This window comes from Simplicispira lacusdiani, assembly GCF_003604195.1.
Taxonomy (GTDB): Bacteria; Pseudomonadota; Gammaproteobacteria; order Burkholderiales; family Burkholderiaceae_C; genus Simplicispira; species Simplicispira lacusdiani.
Genome location: NZ_QXGR01000004.1, coordinates 108,466 through 127,940 on the forward strand (window position 1 = coordinate 108,466; position 19,475 = coordinate 127,940).

The following is a 19,475-nucleotide window of genomic DNA, read 5'->3' on the forward strand; positions in this document are numbered from 1 at the left end:
CGCATGCATGCAGCGAAGCGCATTTCGTCGGGGACCGTCGTGACACCGAGAACTTCGGTGCTGATGGTCATGGGTGCGTGTCTCGCCGTGCTGGCTATCGCTTGGTACATGACCGGTCAGTGGCCTTCTGCCATGGACTGGTTCCAGTTGGTTTTGGGGAGCGGTCTTGCGGCGGCGATCATGGGGATCGCAACGATGGGGATGGTGGATGAGGTCTGGGATCTTGGCGATCACCTCTTGGTTCGGAAGGGTGGGACCCAGGCGCGCATTGGTCTCGCGAACATCCTGAAAGCCGAGGCATCCGTGAACAGCAGCCCTGAACGGGTGACGGTTTTCCTGGTCAAGCCCTGTGTTTTTGGCCGTCAGGTGGCGTTCCGGCCCGCCGGCCGTCCGCGCAGACTTCCCGGGTTGCGGCACCCCTTGGCGGAAGAGTTGATGCACCGGGCGCACCAGGCTAGGACAGTGCCTTTGAGCAAGGCGCCCGCCGGCTAAGGCAGTTCCGCCCCGCCCATGCGCGCCAGGATGGTGCGCGTGCGCCCGCTCAGGTAGGCCGAGTTCGGCGTCTTCTCGAAGCGCTTGGGCGCGGGCAGCATGACGGCCAGGCGGGCGGCCTCGTGCGGGGCCAGGTCGGCGGCGCTCTTGCGGTAGTAGTGGCGCGCGGCGGCCTCGGCGCCGAAGATGCCGTTGCCCCATTCGACGTTGTTCAGGTAGATCTCCAGGATGCGTTCCTTACTCAGGAACTGCTCCAGTGCCAGCGTGAGCACGAACTCCTGCCCCTTGCGCACCAGGGTGCGCTCGCCCGAGAGCAGCAGGTTCTTGGCCAGTTGCTGGGTGATGGTGGAGCCGCCCCGGATCTTGGGCGCGCGCACCGGCTTGTCGGGCGCGCGGGCCTGGGCCTTGGCGGTTTGTGCCTCGGCCTTGGCGTTGCGTTCCCAGGCCTTTTCGATGGCGTTCCAGTCCACGCCCTCGTGGTTGACGAAGCCGTCGTCCTCCGAGGCGATCACGGCGCGCTTGAGGTGGCCGCTGATCTGCGCATAGGGCACCCATTGCTGGCGCCAGCGCAGCGGGCCGCCACCGGCGATCTGCGCCCAGGCCTCGGAACGCTGGAAGGTCGTGGATTCGGGATTCACCACCGCCATGGCGGCGATGCGCAACACGAAGAACAGCTCCAGCGCCAGCGCCGCGAACGCGACGAGGCCGATCCAGCGCAGCAGGGCTTTCATGGTTGGACGCGCGCGCCGGGTCAGTGCGACGCCATCAGCGCGCGCAGCTCGGCCAGCACCTGGCGGCTGGGCGGGCGCACCCCGCGCCAGAGGGCAAAGGCCTCGGCGGCCTGTTCCACCAGCATGCCCAGGCCGTCGCGCGGCGTCGCGCCGTGCTCGCGCGCCCAGCCGAGGAAGCCCTCGGCGGCGGGACCGTACATCATGTCGTAGGCCAGGCTGCCGGGGCGCAGCACGCGCGAGGGCACGGGCACCTCGGCACCGGCCAGGCTGCTGGCGGTGGCGTTAACGATGAGATCAAAATCATGCTCTAGCGCTTGCGGGGATTGCGCGAGTAGCTCTGTTTTTTGTAGCGCTGCGAGCGCGGCGTGCGATTGCACCAGCGCCTGGGCGCGCTCCAGCGTGCGGTTGGCCACCACCACGCGGCGCGGCCCGGCGGCCAGCAGCGGGCCCAGGGCCCCGGCGGCGGCGCCGCCCGCGCCGACGAGCAGCACGTCGCGCCCGGCCAGGGCGAAGCCGGCGCCTTGCTCAATGTCAGCCACCAGGCCCAAGCCGTCGGTGTTGTCGGCATGGAGGGCGCCGTCGATGAAGCTCAGGGTGTTGGCCGCGCCCGCGAGCTGCACGCGCTCGCTGCGCACGCTGGCGGCCTGCGCGGCTTCGAGCTTGAAGGGCACGGTGATGTTGCAGCCGCGCCCGCCCGCCTCGGCGAAGTCGCGCAGCGCCTGGGCGAAGCCATCGAGCGGCACCAGGCGGCGTTCGTACACCAGGGCCTGGCCCGTGAGTTCGGCGAAGCGTGCATGGATCCACGGCGAGCGGCTGTGCTCGACGGGGTTGCCCATCACGCAGTACAGATCGGGGGAGGGTGCGGAAAAGGTCATGGGACGTGTCTTCCAGGTGCGCCCGGCGGCGCTCCGGCGGTTACCTCACGCTGGTTTCCAGGGTCTGGTCGCGCGTGAACTTGAAGCGCGAGACGACGGCGATCTGGTCGGCCTTCTTGCGCATTTCCTGGTTGAACGGGCCGAACGGCCCGGCGGCCAGGGCCACGGCCTCGGCATGGCGGTCGAGCCGGTGGTTGCCCGAGCCTTGCACGATCTCGGTGGCGACGACACGGCCGTCGTGGTTCACGGTGACGATCATGGTCAGCTCGCCATAGAGCTTGCGGCCGCCGTATTCGGGGAAGTTGACCGTGCCCTTGTCCTCGACCTTGCGGCGCATGGCGTCGTAGTAGACGGCGTACACCTCCTCGCGCGTGGCGGGGCTGATGTAGCGTTTCTTCGGGCGGGCGTTTTCCTCGTTGATGCGCTTCTCGATCTCGGCCAGTATTTTCACGAGCTGGCGGCGGCGCTCTTCCTGGGCGCTCTGGTCGGCGTTCTGGCTGGGCTTGCGCGGGTCGGGCGGGGGCAGGTCGGCGATCTGCTTGCGCAACTGGGCGAGCAACTGGGTCTGCTGCTCCTGCAGCGCGTCCATCTTGCGCTGGGCATCCTCGAAGTCGTCGCCGATGCTGGTCAGCGCGGAGTAGGGCAGCGGGCTGGTGGCGCGGCCCTTCTCGGCGTCGCCGCCGCCGGCCAGCGCGAACTGGGCGATGGCCTGGGCCTTCTCCGGCTTCTCGGACGACTTGGCGTTGACCAGGATGACTTCCAGCGGCGTGTCCTGGAACACGCGGTTGAAGCCCTCGGGGTCGACGAAGCGCACCGAGAGGATGGCTGCGTGCAGTGCCACCGACACGCCCAGCGTGAGCTGCAGCGTGCTGAAGCGGGTGAGGAAGGCGGGGAGTTTCATCGCCGGGCCGCCCCAAGATGAAAAGCGGCCCCCTCGGGGGGCAGCGAGCACACGAAGTGAGGGAGCGTGGGGGCCATGTTCACGAGGTCGAATTATCGCTGCCACTGGCCTCGGGCTCGTTCACGTCGACGGCAATGGCGATCGGGCCGGCCACGGCCTCGTCGTCCTCGGCGTCTTCCACCGGGCCGTCGTCGCTGGCGTCCTGCGGGTCGTCCAGGCGCTCGATCAGCGAGCCGTGCACGTCCAGCGTGATCTCATCGACCTCGCCCAGCCGCACGCGGATGCGCGCGCCGCGCGGCAGGTTCTGCGCGCCCAGCACGGGGAAGACCAGCGGCAGTTCGTCCGCGCGCACCAGGAAGCTGCCGCCCGGACCTTCCTTGAACACCGTGGCCGTGAGTTCGGTGATGTGGTTCTGCTCCACATACTTGAGCGTCCAGAAGCGTTCCATGCCCGCCTGGTAGCCGTTGTAGGCGCTGTAGGCGGCGTCGAAGCTGCTGATGATGGAGAACAGGTCGGCGTCCTTGGGCTTGAACGGCGCGGCCAGCGCGGCTGTCTTGCCGTGGCGCGCGCAGGCGATGATCTGCCACTGGTTCACCAGGTCGGTGTAGCGGCGCAGCGGCGAGGTGGCCCACGAGTACGCCTTCACACCAATGCCAGCGTGCGGCAGCGCCTTGGTGCCCATGCGCACCTTCACGCCGGGCGCCAGGCTGGCCTGGCTGCGGTAGATGCCGGGCACGCCGTGCTCGGCCAGCATCAGGCCCCAGGTGCTGTTGGCCACGATGGCGGCCTCGGCCACGATCAGGTCCAGCGGCGCGCCGCGCTTGCGCGTGCCGATGGTGACCTGCTCCGTGCCCTGCGGCTCGGCGCCGTCGTTGCCGTGCAGGCGGAAGGTGTAGTCGGGGCGGTTGAAGGTTTCGGGCTTGCCGCGCACCAGTTCGCGCCCGGCCTTGAGCTTGAGCGCCAGGCGATACAAAAACGATAGCTGCTCGCGCCTTTCCAGCAAGGCCGGAGGCGTGTTTTCGTGCTGAATCGAAGCGTCTTGCAGCCAGGCCTCGGTGACGATGTGGTCGAGCTGGTCGTGGCGCAGGTTCACGGCCACGGGCACGCGCTCCAGGCGCGTTTCGGTGGCGGTGATCTCCAGCGTGGCTTCGTCGATGGTGGCGTAGAGCGACACGGCCGGGTTGGCGCGGCCCTCGTCGAGCGTGTAGATCTGCACCACCGGGTCGGGCAGCATGGTGATCTTGTAGCCCGGCATGTAGACCGTGGACAGGCGGTTGCGGCCCAGCTTGTCGAGATCGCTGCCGGGCTGGATGGCCAGGCCCGGCGCGGCGATGTGGATGCCCAGCGTGACGGTGCCCGTGCCCAGGCCCTGCACCGAGAGCGCGTCGTCGATCTCGGTGGTCTGCGAGTCGTCGATGGAGTAGGCCTGCACCGGGGCCAGCGGCAGGTCTGCCGGTGGCTGGGGCGCGGTGACGGCGGGGAAGCCCGTGCCCTTGGGGAAGTTGTCGAACAGGAAGCGCTTCCAGTGGAACTGGTAGCTCGAATCGATGGCGCCGGCCTTCTGCAGCAGCTCCAGGGGCGCGGTGTGCGTGGCGCGGCTGGCCTCGACCACGGCCTTGTATTCGGGCGCGTTCTTGTCGGGGCGGAACAGGATCTTGTAGAGCTGGTCGCGGATGGGCTGCGGGCACTCGCCCCGACCCAGTTGCTCGGCCCAGTCGACGATCTGCTGCATCACCGCCTTCTTCTTCTCGATGGCGGCCAGCGCCTGCTGCAGGATCTCGGCTGGGGCCTTCTTGAAGCGGCCCTTGCCGGCGCGGCGGAAGTAGTGCGGCGCCTCGTAGAGCGCGAACAGCGCGCCGGCCTGCTCGGCCAGCGTGGCGCTGGCGGAGAAATAGTCGCGCGCCAGGTCGGCGAAGCCGAATTCGTCCTCGGGTGCGAACTCCCAGGCCAGGGGCAGTTCGATGGTGGCAGCCACGGCCTGGGCCTGGGCCATCAGTTCGGCGGGGGCGGGTTTCTCGAACTTGAGCAGGATGTGGGCGGCCTTGGCCTTGACCCGTTTGCCGGAGTCGAGCTCGATCTGGGCCGAGGTCTCGGCTTCGGAGAGGATGCGGCCGGCCAGGAATTTGCCGGCTTCTTCAAACAATGCGTACATGGGGTCGGATTGTCCCATGGGCGCGCCGGAGCACCGGGGAGGTCAGGCCAGGTCGAGAAAGCGTAGCACGGTGGGCAGGTGGTCGGCGAAATCGCTCAGCCCGTGGTCGCCGCCCTCCAGCAGCCGCAGCCGTGCCTGCGGATAGCGCGCCACCATCTCGCGCCAGTCCAGCACCTCGTCGCCCTTGGCGATGATGGCCAGCTCCGGGCCGCCCGGGGGCAGGCCGCGCTGGTCCAGTGCCTTGAGTTCGTCCACATATTCGGGCCGGAAGAAGAAGCGTTCCTCGGGGTTGTGCCAGGCGGTTTGTTCGCCGATGTGGCGCGCCAGATCGCGCGCCGGGTCCACGGCGGGGTTCAGCAGCACGCTGGGGCAGCCGGTTTGCCGGGCCACCCAGCTGGCGTAGAAGCCACCGAGTGACGAGCCCACCACCGCCATCGTGTCGCGCGGCCAGCCGGCGATGCCCTCGGTCACCAGCGCCATGGCGGCGCGTGGCGAGGGCGGGAGCTGGGGTGCCCAGAAATGCACGTCCGGGCGGTGCTCGGCCATGTGGCCGGCCACCATCCGCGCCTTGGCGGACTGGGGGGAGGAGCGAAAGCCGTGCAGGTACAGAAGGTGGGTGGTGGCCATGGAGGGGTCTGGGAGGCAAAAATCAATGTAACCGCCGCGTGCAGACGGACAGTTGTAAGCATAAGATACAGACTCTGGGGCAGTGCAGAGTGCGCTGCCCGTCCTGCCCGCGTACACCATGCCTGATTTTGCCCCGCTTGCCACCGCCCGACGCTTTGTGACAGGCGGCGGAGGCCAGCCCACCATGCTGGGGCGCTTCGAATTGCTGCGCGTGCTGGGCCAGGGCGCGCAGGCCACGGTGTGGCTGGCGCAGGACCCGCGCCTGGAGCGCCAGGTGGCCATCAAGCTCATGCCGCCGGGGCAGGACGCCGCCGTGCTGGAACACTGGCTGCGCGAGGCGCGCCACGTCGGGCGCCTGGCCCATCCCTACATCGTGCCCGTGTTCGAGGCCGACGTGCAGGGCCGCCAGCCCTACCTGGTGTTTGAATACGTGCCCGGCTGCACGCTGGCCGAGCACCTGGCGCACCAGGGGCGCTGCGCGCCGCACGATGCCGTGGCGCTGATGGTGGACGTGCTCGACGGCCTGCACGCGGCCCACGCGGCGGGTATCGTGCACCGCGACCTCAAGCCTTCCAATGTGATGGTGGACGCGCACCGCCACGCACGCGTCATGGACTTCGGCCTGGCCGCCGCCGTGGCCAGCCCGTCCGACGCCCAACTGGCCAGCGGAACGCCGGCCTACATGGCGCCCGAGGCCACGGCCGGGGCCGCGCCCGCGCCGTCCATGGACATCTATTCGGCCGCCCTGGTGCTGGTGGAACTGCTCACCGGCCGGCCGCTGATCCACCAGACCGACACCTGGCAGGCGCTGTACCGCATCGCCAACGAAACGCTGGAACTGCCCGCCGACCTGGGGCCGGGCGTGGACGATGCGCTGCGCGCCGTCCTGCGGCGCGCCCTGGCGCGCGAGCCCTCGGCGCGCTTTGCCTCGGCGGCCGACTTCCGCGACGCGCTGCGTGCCTGGGCCGCGCCCGTGAGCGCGCCCACGGCGGCGAGCAACGCCACGCTCGACTTCCTGCTGCGGCGCATGCGCCACAAGAGCGATTTTCCAGCGCTGTCGGACTCGGTGGCGCGCATCCAGCGCGTGGCCAGCTCCGAGGACGACAGCATCAGCGACCTGACGAACGAGATCCTCAAGGACGTGGCGCTGACCAACAAGCTGCTGCGCCTGGTCAACAGCGTGCAGTTCGCCCACGCCAGCCGGGGCAGCGTGAGCACGGTGTCGCGCGCCGTGAGCCTGGTGGGCTTCAACGCGGTGCGCAACATGGCGCTGAGCCTGGTGCTGCTGGACCACATGCAGAACAAGCAGCACGCCAGCCAGATGCGCGAGGAATTCCTGCGCGCCATGATGGCGGGCACCCTGGCGTCCGAGCTGTGCGGCCCGGGCCAGGGGGGCGAGGAGGCCTTCATCGGCGCCATGTTCCAGAACCTCGGGCGCATGCTGTGCGAGTTCTATTTCCCGGAGGAGGCGGGCCAGATCCGCGCGCTGGCGGCGTCCGGGCGGACGGAAGGTGGCGACGAGGCCGCTGCGGTGCAGGTGCTGGGCCTGGGGTTCGAGGACCTGGGCGCGGGCGTGGCGCGCATCTGGGGCCTGCCCGACACCTTGCAGCGCTGCATCCGCAAGCCCCAGGGTTCGCCGCCGCAGCGCCCGCCCGAACAGGGCCCCGAGCGGCTGCGCTGGGTGGCGCGGGCCGCCAACGAGGCCACCACCATCCTGCTGCGTAACGAGCGCAAGCAGGCCGATGAAGCCCTGCGCGTGATGGCCACGCAGTACGCGCGCACGCTGGCCATGTCGGCCGAGGCCATCGGCGCGGCCACGACGGAGGCGCGCCAGAAGCTTGCCGGCATGGCGCAGGCGCTGGACCTGCGCGTGGACAAGGGCTCGCCCGCGGCGCGCCTGCTGGCCCAGCCGGCCGCAGATGCGCCGCCAGAGATCGCGGACATGCTCTCGACCCACGAACTGCGCCCGGACGAGACTCAGCCGCTGCCCGCGATGCTGCAGACGCAGGCCGGCAAGGCGCCGTCCCCGGCGGAGGTGGCCGAGGTGCTGTCGGCCGGTATCCAGGAGATCACCAACGCCATGGTCGAGAGCTTCAAGCTCAACGACATCCTGCGCATGATCCTGGAGACCATGTTCCGTGCCCTGGGCGCGCGGCGCATGGTGTTCTGCCTGCGCGACGCCAAGACCGACATCGTGACCGGGCGCTTCGGCCTGGGCGAGGGCAGCGACGAGGCGGTGCGCGCCATGGCCGTGCCGCTGAAGGTGCAGAGCGACCTGTTCGCCGCCGTCTGCCTGCGCGGCGCCGACACGCTGATCGCCGACGCCACCGACGCGCGCATGCAGGAGCGCCTGCCCGCCTGGTACCGCAACGGGCCGAACGCGCCGACCTTCCTGTTGCTGCCGCTGCAGATCAAGGGCCGGCCGTTCGCGCTGATCTATGCCGACCACGCCCATCCCGGCGCCATCGCCGTGGATGACAAGGCGCTGGGCATGCTGCGCACGCTGCGCAACCAGGCCGTGATGGCGTTCCGCCAGGCGGGGTGAAGCACGGCCGTGGCGGCGGCCCGCCAGGCCACGCCCGATAATCGCGCCATGGGAACTTCTTTTGACAAGCCCTCGCTTGTCCAGCGCGTCCTGCCCCTGTTCCGGGGGTTCGACGGCTGGCTGGTCGGGGTCGTGCTGCTGCTGGCCTGCCTGGGGCTGGTGGCGATGTATTCGTCGGGCTATGACCACGGCACGCGCTTTGTCGACCATGGCCGCAACATGCTCATCGCCGGTGTCCTGCTGTTCACCGTGGCCCAGGTGCCGCCCCAGCGCATCATGGCGATGGCGGTGCCGCTGTACCTGACGGGCGTGGCGCTGCTGGTGGCCGTGGCGCTGTTCGGCATCACCAAGAAGGGGGCGCAGCGCTGGGTCAACGTGGGCATCGTCATCCAGCCCAGCGAGATCCTCAAGATCGCCATGCCGCTGATGCTGGCCTGGTGGTTCCAGCGGCGCGAGGGCCAGTTGCGCCCGCTCGATTTCGCCGTGGCCGGCCTGCTGCTGGCCGTGCCCGTGGGGCTGATCATGAAGCAGCCGGACCTGGGCACCTCGCTGCTGGTGCTGGCGGCCGGCCTGTCGGTGATTTTCTTCGCGGGCCTGCCCTGGAAGCTGGTGCTGCCCCCCGTCTTGCTGGGCTTGGCGGGCATTGGGGTGCTGGTGGTGATGGGCGATGCCTGGTGCGCCGACGGCGTCCGCTGGCCGGTGCTGCACGACTACCAGCAGCAACGTATATGCACGCTGCTCGATCCCACGCGCGACCCGCTGGGCAAGGGCTTCCACATCATCCAAGGCATGATCGCCATCGGCTCGGGAGGGGTGTTCGGCAAGGGGTTCATGGCGGGCACCCAGACGCACCTGGAGTTCATTCCCGAGCGCACGACCGACTTCATCTTCGCCGCCTATTCCGAAGAGTTCGGCCTGCTGGGCAACGGCTTCCTCATCCTGTGCTTTCTGTTCCTGGTCTGGCGCGGCTTGGCCGTCGCCCTGGGCGCGGCCACGCTGTTCGGCCGCCTGATGGCGGGGGCCGTGTCGATGATTTTCTTCACCTATGCGTTCGTGAACATGGGCATGGTCAGCGGCATGCTGCCGGTGGTGGGCGTGCCGCTGCCGTTCATCAGCTACGGCGGCACGGCCATGGTCACGCTGGGCCTGGCGCTGGGCATCCTGATGTCCATCGTGCGCGCGCAGCGCCAGCCGCCGCAGGCGGCCAAGCCGACGCTTTGAGAAGGCGTGAGCGAACCTGCCACGCCCGCTCATTTCGCCAAAACACACCCGCTCGTCGTTGCAAATTCTCGCCATGGCCCGCGCCATGGCTGTGCTTTGCGCCTAGATCGGCCGCGTTTTGGCGGCCTGCTCGGGCACGCCGGATTCATTCACGCCTGCTGAGCCCCGCGCCTAAAATGCGGGCATGACTTCCCGCTCTTCTTCCGGCACGCCGCAGCGCGCGCCCACCACCCAGCGCATCGATGTGGCGCGCCAACTGCTGCTGGCGCCTTTCGGGCTGGACGAAACCCATCTGGCGCGCGCCCTGGCCGACATCCGCGCCCACCAGGTCGATGACGCCGACCTGTACTTCCAGTACACCCGTAGCGAGGGCTGGAGCCTGGAGGAGGGCATCGTCAAGACCGGCTCGTTCTCCATCGACCAGGGCGTGGGCGTGCGCGCCGTCAGCGGCGAGAAGACAGCGTTCGCCTACTCCGACGACATCTCGGAGGCATCGTTGCTGGATGCTGCCCGCACCGTGCGATCCATTTCGGCTGCGGCCCAATCTGGAAAAGCGCGAGTAGCTCCTAAAAAAATAGCAAGCAGCCGCAGCCTCTACCCCGGTGTGGACCCCATCGCCACGCTCGACAGCACGGCCAAGGTGCGGTTGCTGGAAAAGGCCGAGCAGCTGGCCCGCGCCAAGGACCCGCGCGTGGTCCAGGTCATGGCCGGCCTGGCGAGCGAATACGACGTGGTGCTGGTGGCGCGCGCCGACGGCACCTTGGCGGCCGACGTGCGCCCGCTGGTGCGCCTGTCGATCACCGTGATCGCCGAGCAGGGCGGGCGCCGCGAGATGGGCTCGTCCGGCGGCGGTGGCCGCTTTGGCCTGGCCTATTTCGATGACGCGCAGATCGGCCAGTACGTGCATGAAGCCGTGAACGCCGCGCTGGTGAACCTCGACGCGCGCCCCGCGCCCGCGGGCGAGATGACCGTGGTGCTTGGCCCGGGCTGGCCCGGCGTGCTGCTGCACGAGGCCGTGGGCCATGGCCTGGAGGGCGATTTCAACCGCAAGGGCTCCAGCGCCTTCAGCGGCCGCATCGGCCAGCGCGTGGCGGCCAAGGGCGTGACCGTGCTCGACGACGGCACCCTCCAGGACCGGCGCGGCTCGCTCAACGTGGACGATGAGGGCCACGCCACGCAGAAGAATGTGCTTATCGAGGACGGTATCCTCAAGGGCTACATCCAGGACAGCCTGAACGCCCGCCTCATGGGCGTGGCGCCCACCGGCAACGGCCGGCGCGAGAGCTACGCCCACATCCCCATGCCGCGCATGACCAACACCTACATGCTGGGTGGCGACAAGGACCCGCAGGAAATCGTCGCCTCCATCAAGAAGGGCCTGTACGCCACCAATTTCGGCGGCGGGCAGGTGGACATCACCTCGGGCAAGTTCGTGTTCTCGGCCAGCGAGGCTTACTGGGTGGAGAACGGCAAGATCCTCTATCCCGTCAAGGGCGCGACCATCGTCGGCAGCGGCCCCGAGTCGCTCAAGAAGGTCAGCATGATCGGCAACGACATGCGCCTGGACAGCGGCGTGGGCACCTGCGGCAAGGAAGGCCAGAGCGTGCCCGTCGGCGTGGGCCAGCCCACGCTGCGCATCGACGGCCTGACCGTCGGCGGAACCGCCTGACGCCGGTCCGCCCGCGCTGGCGGGCTGCACTGCTTTTGGGAGCAGGCGCGTGTGTTGCCGCGCCGCGCCACCCCGGTGCGGTCCACGCCCGTGGCGCGCGCAAAAAAACCGCCAGCGGCGCACAATAGCGCGCATGGCCGCTTCGGGTTCACTGTCCCAGCAGACGATCCAGTCGTTTGCAGACATCAGCCGCTTCCTGCGCGAGGGGGTGGCCGATGAGGAGTCGCGCCAGCTGCGCGACAGCGTGGGCGTGCTGGCCCAGGTCATCGAAGAAGCCGTGCGTGCGCGCCGCGCGCCACCGGATGCGGCGCGCATCACGCGCCAGGCCCTGGCCCTGGTGCACGCGGTGCGCGAACACCAGCTGTTTCTCACCGGCATGGGCTCGGCCTGGCATTCGCTGTATGAGTTCGGCGCCTACCAGAGCGCCTTGCGCGAGCTGCGCCGGGCCGTGGAGGCCTGGCACAAGGCGCTGGAGCGCCGCAGCCCGCGCGAAGGCGGCGCGTTCGATCGGGTCGAGCTGCTGGCCTGGCGCACGCTGGGCGAAGGCATGTTGCTCATCGACATGTACGAGCAGGGCGGGCAGTCTGACAGCGAGCCCGCGGCCGTGGCGGCCCCGCGGCCTGCCCCGACCCCCTGGGAGCGGGCCAAGGCCTGGTGGCAGCACCTGCGCCGCTAAGGCCCCGGGAGGTGGTCTGGCGAGTGTGCTACATTGAGCGCATGCACAAGCCCTGCGCGTTTTATTTTTGCTTTTGGTTCTCGGTCCCTGGCGGATGAGAGGCAAGCGCGCAAGCACCTGAAACCTTCCCAACAACCGCCGATGCTGTAAAGCCCGGCGGTTTTTTGTTTTCAGCCCTGTTTTTTCCAACTTTCGAGAGAGAGCAACCCATGACAGCCAAGAGCCTGCCCACGAGTGATGCCTGGTACCGCAGCGTCGAGAAAACCAGCCAGACCGACGACGAACGCATCAAGGACATCACTGTGTTGCCTCCTCCCGAGCACCTGATACGCTTCTTCCCCATCAGCGGCACGCCCGTGGAGAAGCTGATCACCCAGACCCGCAAGGCCATCCACAACATCATGGCCGGCAAGGACGACCGCCTGCTCGTCGTGATCGGTCCCTGCTCCATCCACGACCCCGCCGCCGCGCTGGACTACGCGCGCCGCCTGAAGGATGCGCGCGAGCAGTACAAGGACACGCTGGAGATCGTGATGCGCGTGTACTTCGAGAAGCCGCGCACCACCGTGGGCTGGAAGGGCCTGATCAACGACCCCTACCTCGATGAGAGCTACCGCATCGACGAGGGCCTGCGCATCGCGCGCCAACTGCTCATCGAGATCAACCGCCTGGGCGTGCCAGCGGGCAGCGAGTTCCTCGATGTGATCTCGCCCCAGTACATCGGCGACCTGATCGCCTGGGGCGCCATCGGCGCGCGCACCACCGAGAGCCAGGTGCACCGCGAGCTGGCCTCGGGCCTGTCGGCGCCGATCGGCTTCAAGAACGGCACGGACGGCAACATCCGCATCGCCACCGACGCCATCCAGTCGGCAAGCCGGGGTCACCACTTCCTGTCGGTGCACAAGAACGGCCAGGTCGCCATCGTCAACACCAAGGGCAACAAGGACTGCCACGTCATCCTGCGCGGCGGCAAGGCGCCCAACTACGACGCCGCCAGCGTGGCCGCCGCCTGCAAGGACCTGGAGGCCGCCAAGCTGCCGGCCACGCTGATGGTGGACTGCAGCCACGCCAACAGCAGCAAGCAGCACGAGAAGCAAAAGGACGTGGCGCGCGACATCGCCGCGCAGATCGCCGGCGGTTCGCGCAGCGTCTTTGGGCTGATGATCGAGAGCCATCTGGTGGCGGGCGCGCAGAAGTTCACGCCGGGCAAGGAATCGCCGTGCGCGCTCGAATACGGCAAGAGCATCACCGACGCCTGCCTGGGCTGGAATGATTCCCTGGCCACGTTGGGTGAACTTTCCGCTGCCGTTCAGGCCCGCAGGGACCGGACGGCGGTGTAAGCTAGCCACCTGGGCCGCGCATGGTGGCGCGGCCCCATCTCCTCAGCAAAAGAAAGGCAACCCATGCACAGCGTAGTGACGGTCACCCTGGACGCCAACCAGGAATTCCGCTTTGAACTCGATGGCGTAGAGCCCATGGCACACGAAGATGCGCGCCGCTGGCTCGACAACGAGTTCACGCGCATGGAATGCGAGCCGCTGCGCGCCAGCGGCAAGGTACTGATGGCCGACAAGGTGCTGGTCGTGGCAGCGGCCGCCGGGGCCAAGCTGCTGGGTGACCGCGCCTGGCTGGCGGATTTCGCACGCGCCACCAGCGCCGCGCTGGCGCGCCCGGTGATCCGCGTGGACGTCCAGTCCATGACCGTGAATTTCTAATGAAACATGGCTCTAGCGCTTTACCAGTAAGCGCTAGTAGCTATTGATTCGGTAGCAAACCTGAAGCGGCCACCGGGAGGTGGCCGCTTTTCAATGGGCGGCCAGCGCCTGCAGCAGCCTGTCGTGCACGCCGCCGAACGAGCCGTTGCTCATGCAGACGATGTGGTCGCCCGGCTGTGCGGCTTGGGTCACCTGTTGCACGAGTTGATCGATCGCGGCGGCGGTGCGTGCCCGTGCTCCGGCGGGCGCCAGCGCCGCGGCGGCGTCCCAGTCCAGTCCCGCGGTGTGGCAGAACGCCAGGTCGGCGCCTTCCAGTGCCCAGGGCAGCTGCGCCTTCATGGTGCCGAGCTTCATGGTGTTGCTGCGCGGCTCGAACACGGCCAGGATGCGTGCGTGCGGCCCCACGCTGCGGCGCAGGCCGTCGAGCGTGGTGCGGATGGCCGTCGGGTGGTGGGCGAAGTCGTCGTACACCGTGATGCCGCGCACCGTGCCACGCACTTCCATGCGCCGGCGCACGTTCTGGAAACTCCCCAAGGCTGCCGCCGCACTGGCGGGCGCCACGCCCACATGGTGCGCCGCCGCGATGGCGGCCAGCGCGTTGAGCTGGTTGTGCACGCCGGTGAGCGCCCACTCCACGCGCGCCACGCGCTGGCCGTGGTGCAGCACGTCGAAGGCGCCGGGCTCACCCTGTGCGCTGAAATCGCTCACGGCGGCGCCGAAGCTGCTCACGCCGCTCCAGCAGCCCTGGTGCAGCACGCGCGCCAGGCTCTCTTCCAGGCCGTTGGCCACCACGCAGCCCGAGGGCGGCACGGTGCGCACGAGGTGGTGGAACTGGCGCTCGATGGCAGCCAGGTCGTCGAAGATGTCGGCGTGGTCGAACTCCAGGTTGTTCAGCACGGCGGTGCGCGGCCGGTAATGCACGAACTTGCTGCGCTTGTCGAAGAAAGCGGTGTCGTACTCGTCGGCCTCGATCACGAACAGCGGGGACGCGCCCGTGGACCCCGTGCCCGGTGTGGGCCGCGTGGCGGCCCCCAGGCGCGCGGAGACACCGAAATTCAGCGGCACGCCGCCCACCAGAAAGCCCGGCTGCTGCCCGGCGCATTCCAGGACCCAGGCCAGCATCGAGGTGGTGGTGGTCTTGCCGTGCGTGCCCGCCACGGCCAGCACATGGCGCCCCTGCAGCACATGCTCGGCCAGCCATTGCGGACCGCTGGTGTAGGGGGCGCCCGCGTCGAGGATGGCCTCCATCAGCGGGAATTTCGGCGTGCCATCGGGCTGCCGGGCGCGGCTGACGACGTTGCCGATCACAAACATGTCGGGCGCGAGCCCCATCTGGTCGGCGCCGTAGCCCTCGATCAGCTCGATGCCCAGCGCGCGCAGCTGGTCGCTCATGGGGGGGTAGACGCCGGCGTCGCAGCCCGTCACCTTGTGGCCCGCGGCGCGGGCGAGCGCGGCCACGCCGCCCATGAAGGTGCCGCAGATGCCCAGAATGTGTATATGCATGGGGGGATTCTAAGGTTCTGCGAAAAACCATTCGAACGCTTGCGCAGTCAGCGCAAGCAGCTATCAAAAAGAGAGTTTTTCCTGGGCACCCGTGCGCGCGGCATGCGAAGGGCCTGCCGCGCGCGGGGCTGCTGGAATGGTTTTTACCGGTGCAGTCCTGCGTTCAGGTCACAATGCGGGCGGGGAGAACCGCCATGTCGACGAACCTTGCCTCAGAAATCGCCCAATCCGCGGCCCGCTTGGTGGTCGAGGAAGGGCTGGAGTACGGCCCGGCCAAGCGGCGCGCGCTCAAGCTGCTGGGCCTGCCGGCACGCACTCCGCTGCCCGACAACGACCTGGTGGACATGGCGGTGCGCGAGCATATCGCCCTGTTCTGTGCCGACACACAGCCTGCGGAGCTGCGCGTGCTGCGCTCCCTGGCCCTGGTCTGGATGGAGCGCATGGCGGCATTCCGGCCCTACCTGGGCGGTGCGGTCTGGCATGGAACAGCCACGCGGCTGTCGGATATTTATCTGCAGTTGTTTTGCGATGACCCGAAATCGGCAGAAATCGCGCTGATCGACCATGGTGTGGACTATGAACCCAGCACGGTGCAGGGTTTGCACGGCGCACCGGTCGAGGCACTCACCGTGGGGTGTCCGTCGCGTGAATTGGGGCAGATGGTCGGCGTGCATTTCCTGATATACGACCTTGACGACCTGCGTGGCGCGTTGCGCCCCGATACCCAGGGGCGCATTCCACGGGGCGATGCCACCGCCGTGCGCCAGCTATTGGAGCCTGAATCTTGACCCAGCATTCTTCGAATTCCCCCGCTGTGGACGGCGTTGCCTCGCCTGGCGCTGATGTTCCCACGCCCGCGGGCGCGCGCCGGCGCCATCTGCTCTATGCCGGGGTGGCGGCCGCGGCTGCGCTGGGTGGTGGCTGGGCCTGGTGGCGCGCCAATGGCTCGGATGCGCATGCGGAAGCGGCCCGGGCCTTCTGGGGGCGCTCGTTCGAAACGCCTGCGGGCGCCACCCAGGCCATGGCCGCGTTCCAGGGCAAGCCGCTGCTGCTGAACTTCTGGGCCACCTGGTGCCCGCCGTGCATTGCCGAGCTGCCGCTGTTGAATGGGTTCTATCGTGAACATGCCGCCAAAGGCTGGCAAGTGGTGGGCATCGCCATTGATCAGCCGTCAGCGGTGCGCGCTTTCCTGGAGCGTGCCCCCGTGGATTTTCCGGTTGTCATGGCGGGACTGGGAGGCACCGACCTGTCGCGCGCACTTGGCAACCTGGGCGGCGGCCTGCCGTTTACCGTGCTGTTTGACGCGGATGGGCGCATTTTCCACCGTAAAATAGGACAGATCACGCCCGACGACCTGCGCCAATGGGTTTCATTGGGGTGATGAAATACCCGATAGAGGTGCTTGCGGCAGGGAGGTGCTGGTGATTGATGAAAATTGCCAGATGAAGAGTAAAAAAGGGTGAAATTGGAGTAAATTCGCGCCCTGTTCAGTTTTTAGCTGTTGGAGCTGCCATGGATTTGCGAAAACTCAAGACCCTGATCGACCTCGTGTCCGAATCGAATGTCTCCGAGCTGGAGATCACCGAGGCCGAGGGCAAGGTCCGCATCGTCAAGAGCGGCGGCACGGTGGTGCAGCAGTATGTCGCGCCCGCGCCGGCCCCCATGGCCGCGGCCCCCGCGCAGCCGGCCCCCGCGGCGGCGCCGGTGGCGGAGCTGCCTGCGCCCGCGCCTGCCGAGCCGGCGGGTCATGTGGTCAAGTCGCCGATGGTGGGCACGTTCTACCGCGCGGCCAGCCCGGGCGCCAAGCCCTTCGTCGAAGTGGGCAGCCAGATCAAGGAAGGCGAGACGATCTGCATCATCGAGGCGATGAAGATCCTCAACGAGATCGAGGCCGACAAGTCGGGCACCGTCACGCGCATCCTCGGCGAGAACGGCCAGGCCGTGGAATACGGTCAGCCCCTGTTCGTGATCGAGTGACGGGTTGAGGCTCAAGATAATTCCGGCCACCGGCCGCGAGGGCGTATATGTTTAAGAAGATTCTTGTCGCCAACCGGGGGGAGATCGCGCTGCGTATCCAGCGCGCCTGCCACGAGCTGGGCATCAAGGCCGTGATGGTCTATTCCGAGGCCGACCGCGACGCCAAGTACGTCAAGCTCGCCGAGGAGGCCGTGTGCATCGGACCGGCTCCCTCGCCGTTGTCCTACCTGAACATGCCCGCCATCATCTCGGCGGCCGAGGTGACGGACGCCGAGGCCATCCACCCCGGCTACGGCTTCCTGTCCGAGAACGCCGACTTCGCCGAGCGCGTGGAAAAGAGCGGCTTCCAGTTCATCGGCCCTACGCCCGAGTCGATCCGCATCATGGGCGACAAGGTGTCGGCCAAGCAGGCCATGATCAAGGCGGGCGTGCCCTGCGTGCCGGGCTCGGACGGCGAACTGCCCGACGATCCGGTGCAGATCCGCCGCATCGCCAAGGCCATCGGCTACCCCGTCATCATCAAGGCGGCGGGCGGTGGCGGTGGGCGCGGCATGCGCGTGGTGCACACCGAGGCCGCGCTGGTCAACGCCGTGCAGATGACCAAGGCCGAGGCGGGCGCTGCGTTCGGCAATCCGGCGGTCTACATGGAAAAATTCCTGCAGAACCCGCGCCACATCGAGATCCAGATCCTGGCCGACAAGCACCGCAATGCCGTGTACCTCGGCGAGCGCGACTGCTCCATGCAGCGGCGCCATCAGAAGGTGATCGAGGAAGCGCCCGCGCCGGGCATTCCGCGCCGCCTGATCGACCGCATCGGCGACCGCTGCGTGGCCGCCTGCAAGAAGATCGGCTACCGGGGCGCGGGCACGTTCGAGTTCCTGTACGAGAACGGCGAGTTCTACTTCATCGAAATGAACACGCGCGTGCAGGTGGAGCACCCGGTGACCGAATGGATCACGGGGGTGGACATCGTGCGCACCCAGATCATGGTCGCTGCTGGCGAGAAGCTGCCGTTCACCCAGCGCCAGATCCAGATCCGGGGCCACGCGATCGAGTGCCGCGTCAACGCCGAAGATCCGTACAAGTTCATTCCCTCGCCGGGACGTATCACCAAGTGGCATGCGCCGGGCGGCCCCGGGGTGCGCGTGGATTCGCACATCTACACGAACTATTTCGTGCCCCCGAACTACGACTCGATGATCGGCAAGATCATCGTGCACGGCGACACGCGCGAGCAGGCGCTGGCACGGATGCGCACGGCGCTGTCGGAAACCGTGATCGAAGGTATCAACACCAATGTGCCGCTGCACCGCGAGCTGATGGTGGATGCCAAGTTCATGGACGGTGGCACGAACATCCACTATCTTGAAGAGTGGCTGTCGCAGCGCCAACGCTGAAGCATCTGAAGGGCGCTCGCGGAAGCGCCCTTTTTCATTGGTTTGCATCCTGAAGGCACGAAGCCATGCATGAACTGAGCCTGTTGTGCCCGCAAGACCGGGTTGAAGCAGTGAGCGAGGCGCTTGAAGCGCTGGACGCGTTGAGTGTTTCGGTGGAGGACGCCGACGCGCAGACCGAGGCCGAGCAGGCGCTGTTCGGAGAACCCGGCATGCCCCCGCCGCGCGCGGGCTGGCAGCGCAGCCGCGTGGTGGCGCTGTTCGGCACGGAGGCCGCTGCGCAGGAAGCGCGGCAACTGCTGGCCGTACAAGATTTCTTCGAGGGCTGCGAGGTTTCCGGTCTCGTGCCTCTGGTCGATCAGGACTGGGTGCGGTTGACGCAGTCGCAGTTCGCGCCGGTGGATATCACGCCCGAGTTCTGGATCGTGCCCACTTGGCACGAGCCGCCTGCGCAGGCCAAGACCATCATCCGGCTCGATCCAGGCCTGGCCTTCGGCACCGGCACGCACCCGACCACGCGCATGTGCCTGCGCTGGATTGCGCGCCAGGGCGGCGGTGCGGCGCTGGGCCGCGTGCTCGACTACGGCTGCGGCTCGGGCATCCTGGCCATCGGCGCGGCCAAGTTCGGTGCCACGGACATCGATGCCGTCGATATCGACCCGGCGGCGGTGGAATCGGCCGCGCTCAATGCCCAGGCCAATGGCGTGCAACTGCAGACCGGCCTGCCCGACAAGGCTGGCGGCAGCTACCAGACCGTGCTGGCCAACATCCTGGCCACGCCGCTGCGTGTGCTGGCGCCGTTGCTCTGTGGCCATGTGGCGCCTGGCGGCCACCTGGTGCTGGCGGGCATTCTGGAACGCCAGGCCGAGGAATTGCAGGAGGCGTATGCGCCATGGCTGTCGCTCACGGTGGCGGACCGCGAGGATGGCTGGATTCTGATGACCGCCACGCGTTGAGGCCCCGGCCGGCGTGGCCTGGAGCGCCCCTACAATGCACA

The 19,475-nt window shown here is 68.1% G+C and carries 18 protein-coding genes; 12 read left to right on the forward strand and 6 right to left on the reverse strand.

The window, feature by feature from the left end:
* Window positions 1-3: 3 nt before the first annotated feature.
* A complete protein-coding gene (locus tag D8S75_RS06675) occupies window positions 4-492 on the forward strand; it encodes a hypothetical protein (protein WP_198673159.1) in 489 nt (162 codons plus the stop codon).
* Here D8S75_RS06675 and mtgA read toward each other — a convergent pair.
* The 5 genes from mtgA to D8S75_RS06700 all read right to left on the reverse strand — a co-directional run bounded on the left by mtgA (window position 489) and on the right by D8S75_RS06700 (window position 5,778).
* Window positions 489-1,223, reverse strand: coding sequence for a monofunctional biosynthetic peptidoglycan transglycosylase (gene mtgA, locus D8S75_RS06680; protein ID WP_119965289.1), 735 nt, complete (start codon window positions 1,221-1,223; stop codon window positions 489-491). The genes D8S75_RS06675 and mtgA overlap by 4 nt on opposite strands.
* A gap of 20 nt (window positions 1,224-1,243) precedes the next feature.
* Complete coding sequence (gene aroE, locus D8S75_RS06685; RefSeq protein ID WP_119965291.1) at window positions 1,244-2,098, reverse strand: shikimate dehydrogenase; 855 nt, start codon at window positions 2,096-2,098, stop codon at window positions 1,244-1,246.
* Between the two features lie 40 nt (window positions 2,099-2,138).
* Window positions 2,139-2,999 (reverse strand): energy transducer TonB, encoded by an 861-nt coding sequence (locus tag D8S75_RS06690; protein WP_119965293.1) that lies wholly within the window; start codon window positions 2,997-2,999, stop codon window positions 2,139-2,141.
* A 79-nt stretch (window positions 3,000-3,078) separates the two neighbouring features.
* Window positions 3,079-5,151: a ribonuclease catalytic domain-containing protein gene (locus tag D8S75_RS06695; protein ID WP_119965294.1), complete on the reverse strand. Its 2,073-nt coding sequence runs from the start codon at window positions 5,149-5,151 to the stop codon at window positions 3,079-3,081.
* 42 nt (window positions 5,152-5,193) lie between these two features.
* On the reverse strand, window positions 5,194-5,778 hold the full coding sequence (locus D8S75_RS06700) for a YqiA/YcfP family alpha/beta fold hydrolase (RefSeq protein WP_119965296.1): 585 nt from the start codon (window positions 5,776-5,778) through the stop codon (window positions 5,194-5,196).
* A gap of 118 nt (window positions 5,779-5,896) precedes the next feature.
* Here D8S75_RS06700 and D8S75_RS06705 point away from each other — a divergent pair, with 118 nt between their 5' ends.
* From D8S75_RS06705 to D8S75_RS06730, 6 genes are all read left to right on the forward strand, one after another.
* Entirely contained in the window at window positions 5,897-8,323 is a 2,427-nt protein-coding gene (locus D8S75_RS06705; protein ID WP_119965632.1) for a protein kinase domain-containing protein, read from the forward strand.
* A gap of 48 nt (window positions 8,324-8,371) precedes the next feature.
* Window positions 8,372-9,544 (forward strand): rod shape-determining protein RodA, encoded by a 1,173-nt coding sequence (gene rodA / locus D8S75_RS06710; protein ID WP_119965298.1) that lies wholly within the window; start codon window positions 8,372-8,374, stop codon window positions 9,542-9,544.
* 184 nt (window positions 9,545-9,728) lie between these two features.
* On the forward strand, window positions 9,729-11,213 hold the full coding sequence (gene tldD / locus D8S75_RS06715; RefSeq protein WP_119965300.1) for a metalloprotease TldD: 1,485 nt from the start codon (window positions 9,729-9,731) through the stop codon (window positions 11,211-11,213).
* 133 nt (window positions 11,214-11,346) lie between these two features.
* Window positions 11,347-11,889 (forward strand): hypothetical protein, encoded by a 543-nt coding sequence (locus tag D8S75_RS06720; protein WP_119965301.1) that lies wholly within the window; start codon window positions 11,347-11,349, stop codon window positions 11,887-11,889.
* A gap of 209 nt (window positions 11,890-12,098) precedes the next feature.
* Window positions 12,099-13,229 (forward strand): 3-deoxy-7-phosphoheptulonate synthase, encoded by a 1,131-nt coding sequence (locus tag D8S75_RS06725; protein ID WP_119965303.1) that lies wholly within the window; start codon window positions 12,099-12,101, stop codon window positions 13,227-13,229.
* Between the two features lie 63 nt (window positions 13,230-13,292).
* Window positions 13,293-13,604, forward strand: coding sequence for a hypothetical protein (locus D8S75_RS06730; RefSeq protein WP_119965305.1), 312 nt, complete (start codon window positions 13,293-13,295; stop codon window positions 13,602-13,604).
* A gap of 90 nt (window positions 13,605-13,694) precedes the next feature.
* On the opposite strand, the gene mpl is transcribed toward D8S75_RS06730, so the two are convergent.
* Entirely contained in the window at window positions 13,695-15,107 is a 1,413-nt protein-coding gene (mpl, locus tag D8S75_RS06735) for a UDP-N-acetylmuramate:L-alanyl-gamma-D-glutamyl-meso-diaminopimelate ligase (RefSeq protein ID WP_119965306.1), read from the reverse strand.
* A 194-nt stretch (window positions 15,108-15,301) separates the two neighbouring features.
* On the opposite strand from mpl, the gene D8S75_RS06740 reads away from it, so the two are divergent.
* The 5 genes from D8S75_RS06740 to prmA all read left to right on the forward strand — a co-directional run bounded on the left by D8S75_RS06740 (window position 15,302) and on the right by prmA (window position 19,434).
* A complete protein-coding gene (locus D8S75_RS06740) occupies window positions 15,302-15,895 on the forward strand; it encodes a hypothetical protein (RefSeq protein WP_119965308.1) in 594 nt (197 codons plus the stop codon).
* Window positions 15,892-16,488 (forward strand): TlpA family protein disulfide reductase, encoded by a 597-nt coding sequence (locus tag D8S75_RS06745; RefSeq protein ID WP_370807436.1) that lies wholly within the window; start codon window positions 15,892-15,894, stop codon window positions 16,486-16,488. Before D8S75_RS06740 ends, D8S75_RS06745 begins: the two co-directional genes overlap by 4 nt.
* Window positions 16,489-16,619: 131 nt before the next feature.
* Window positions 16,620-17,084, forward strand: coding sequence for an acetyl-CoA carboxylase biotin carboxyl carrier protein (gene accB / locus D8S75_RS06750; protein WP_119965312.1), 465 nt, complete (start codon window positions 16,620-16,622; stop codon window positions 17,082-17,084).
* Between the two features lie 47 nt (window positions 17,085-17,131).
* A complete protein-coding gene (accC, locus tag D8S75_RS06755) occupies window positions 17,132-18,481 on the forward strand; it encodes an acetyl-CoA carboxylase biotin carboxylase subunit (protein WP_119965314.1) in 1,350 nt (449 codons plus the stop codon).
* Between the two features lie 65 nt (window positions 18,482-18,546).
* Window positions 18,547-19,434: a 50S ribosomal protein L11 methyltransferase gene (prmA, locus tag D8S75_RS06760; RefSeq protein ID WP_119965316.1), complete on the forward strand. Its 888-nt coding sequence runs from the start codon at window positions 18,547-18,549 to the stop codon at window positions 19,432-19,434.
* Window positions 19,435-19,475: the final 41 nt, after the last annotated feature.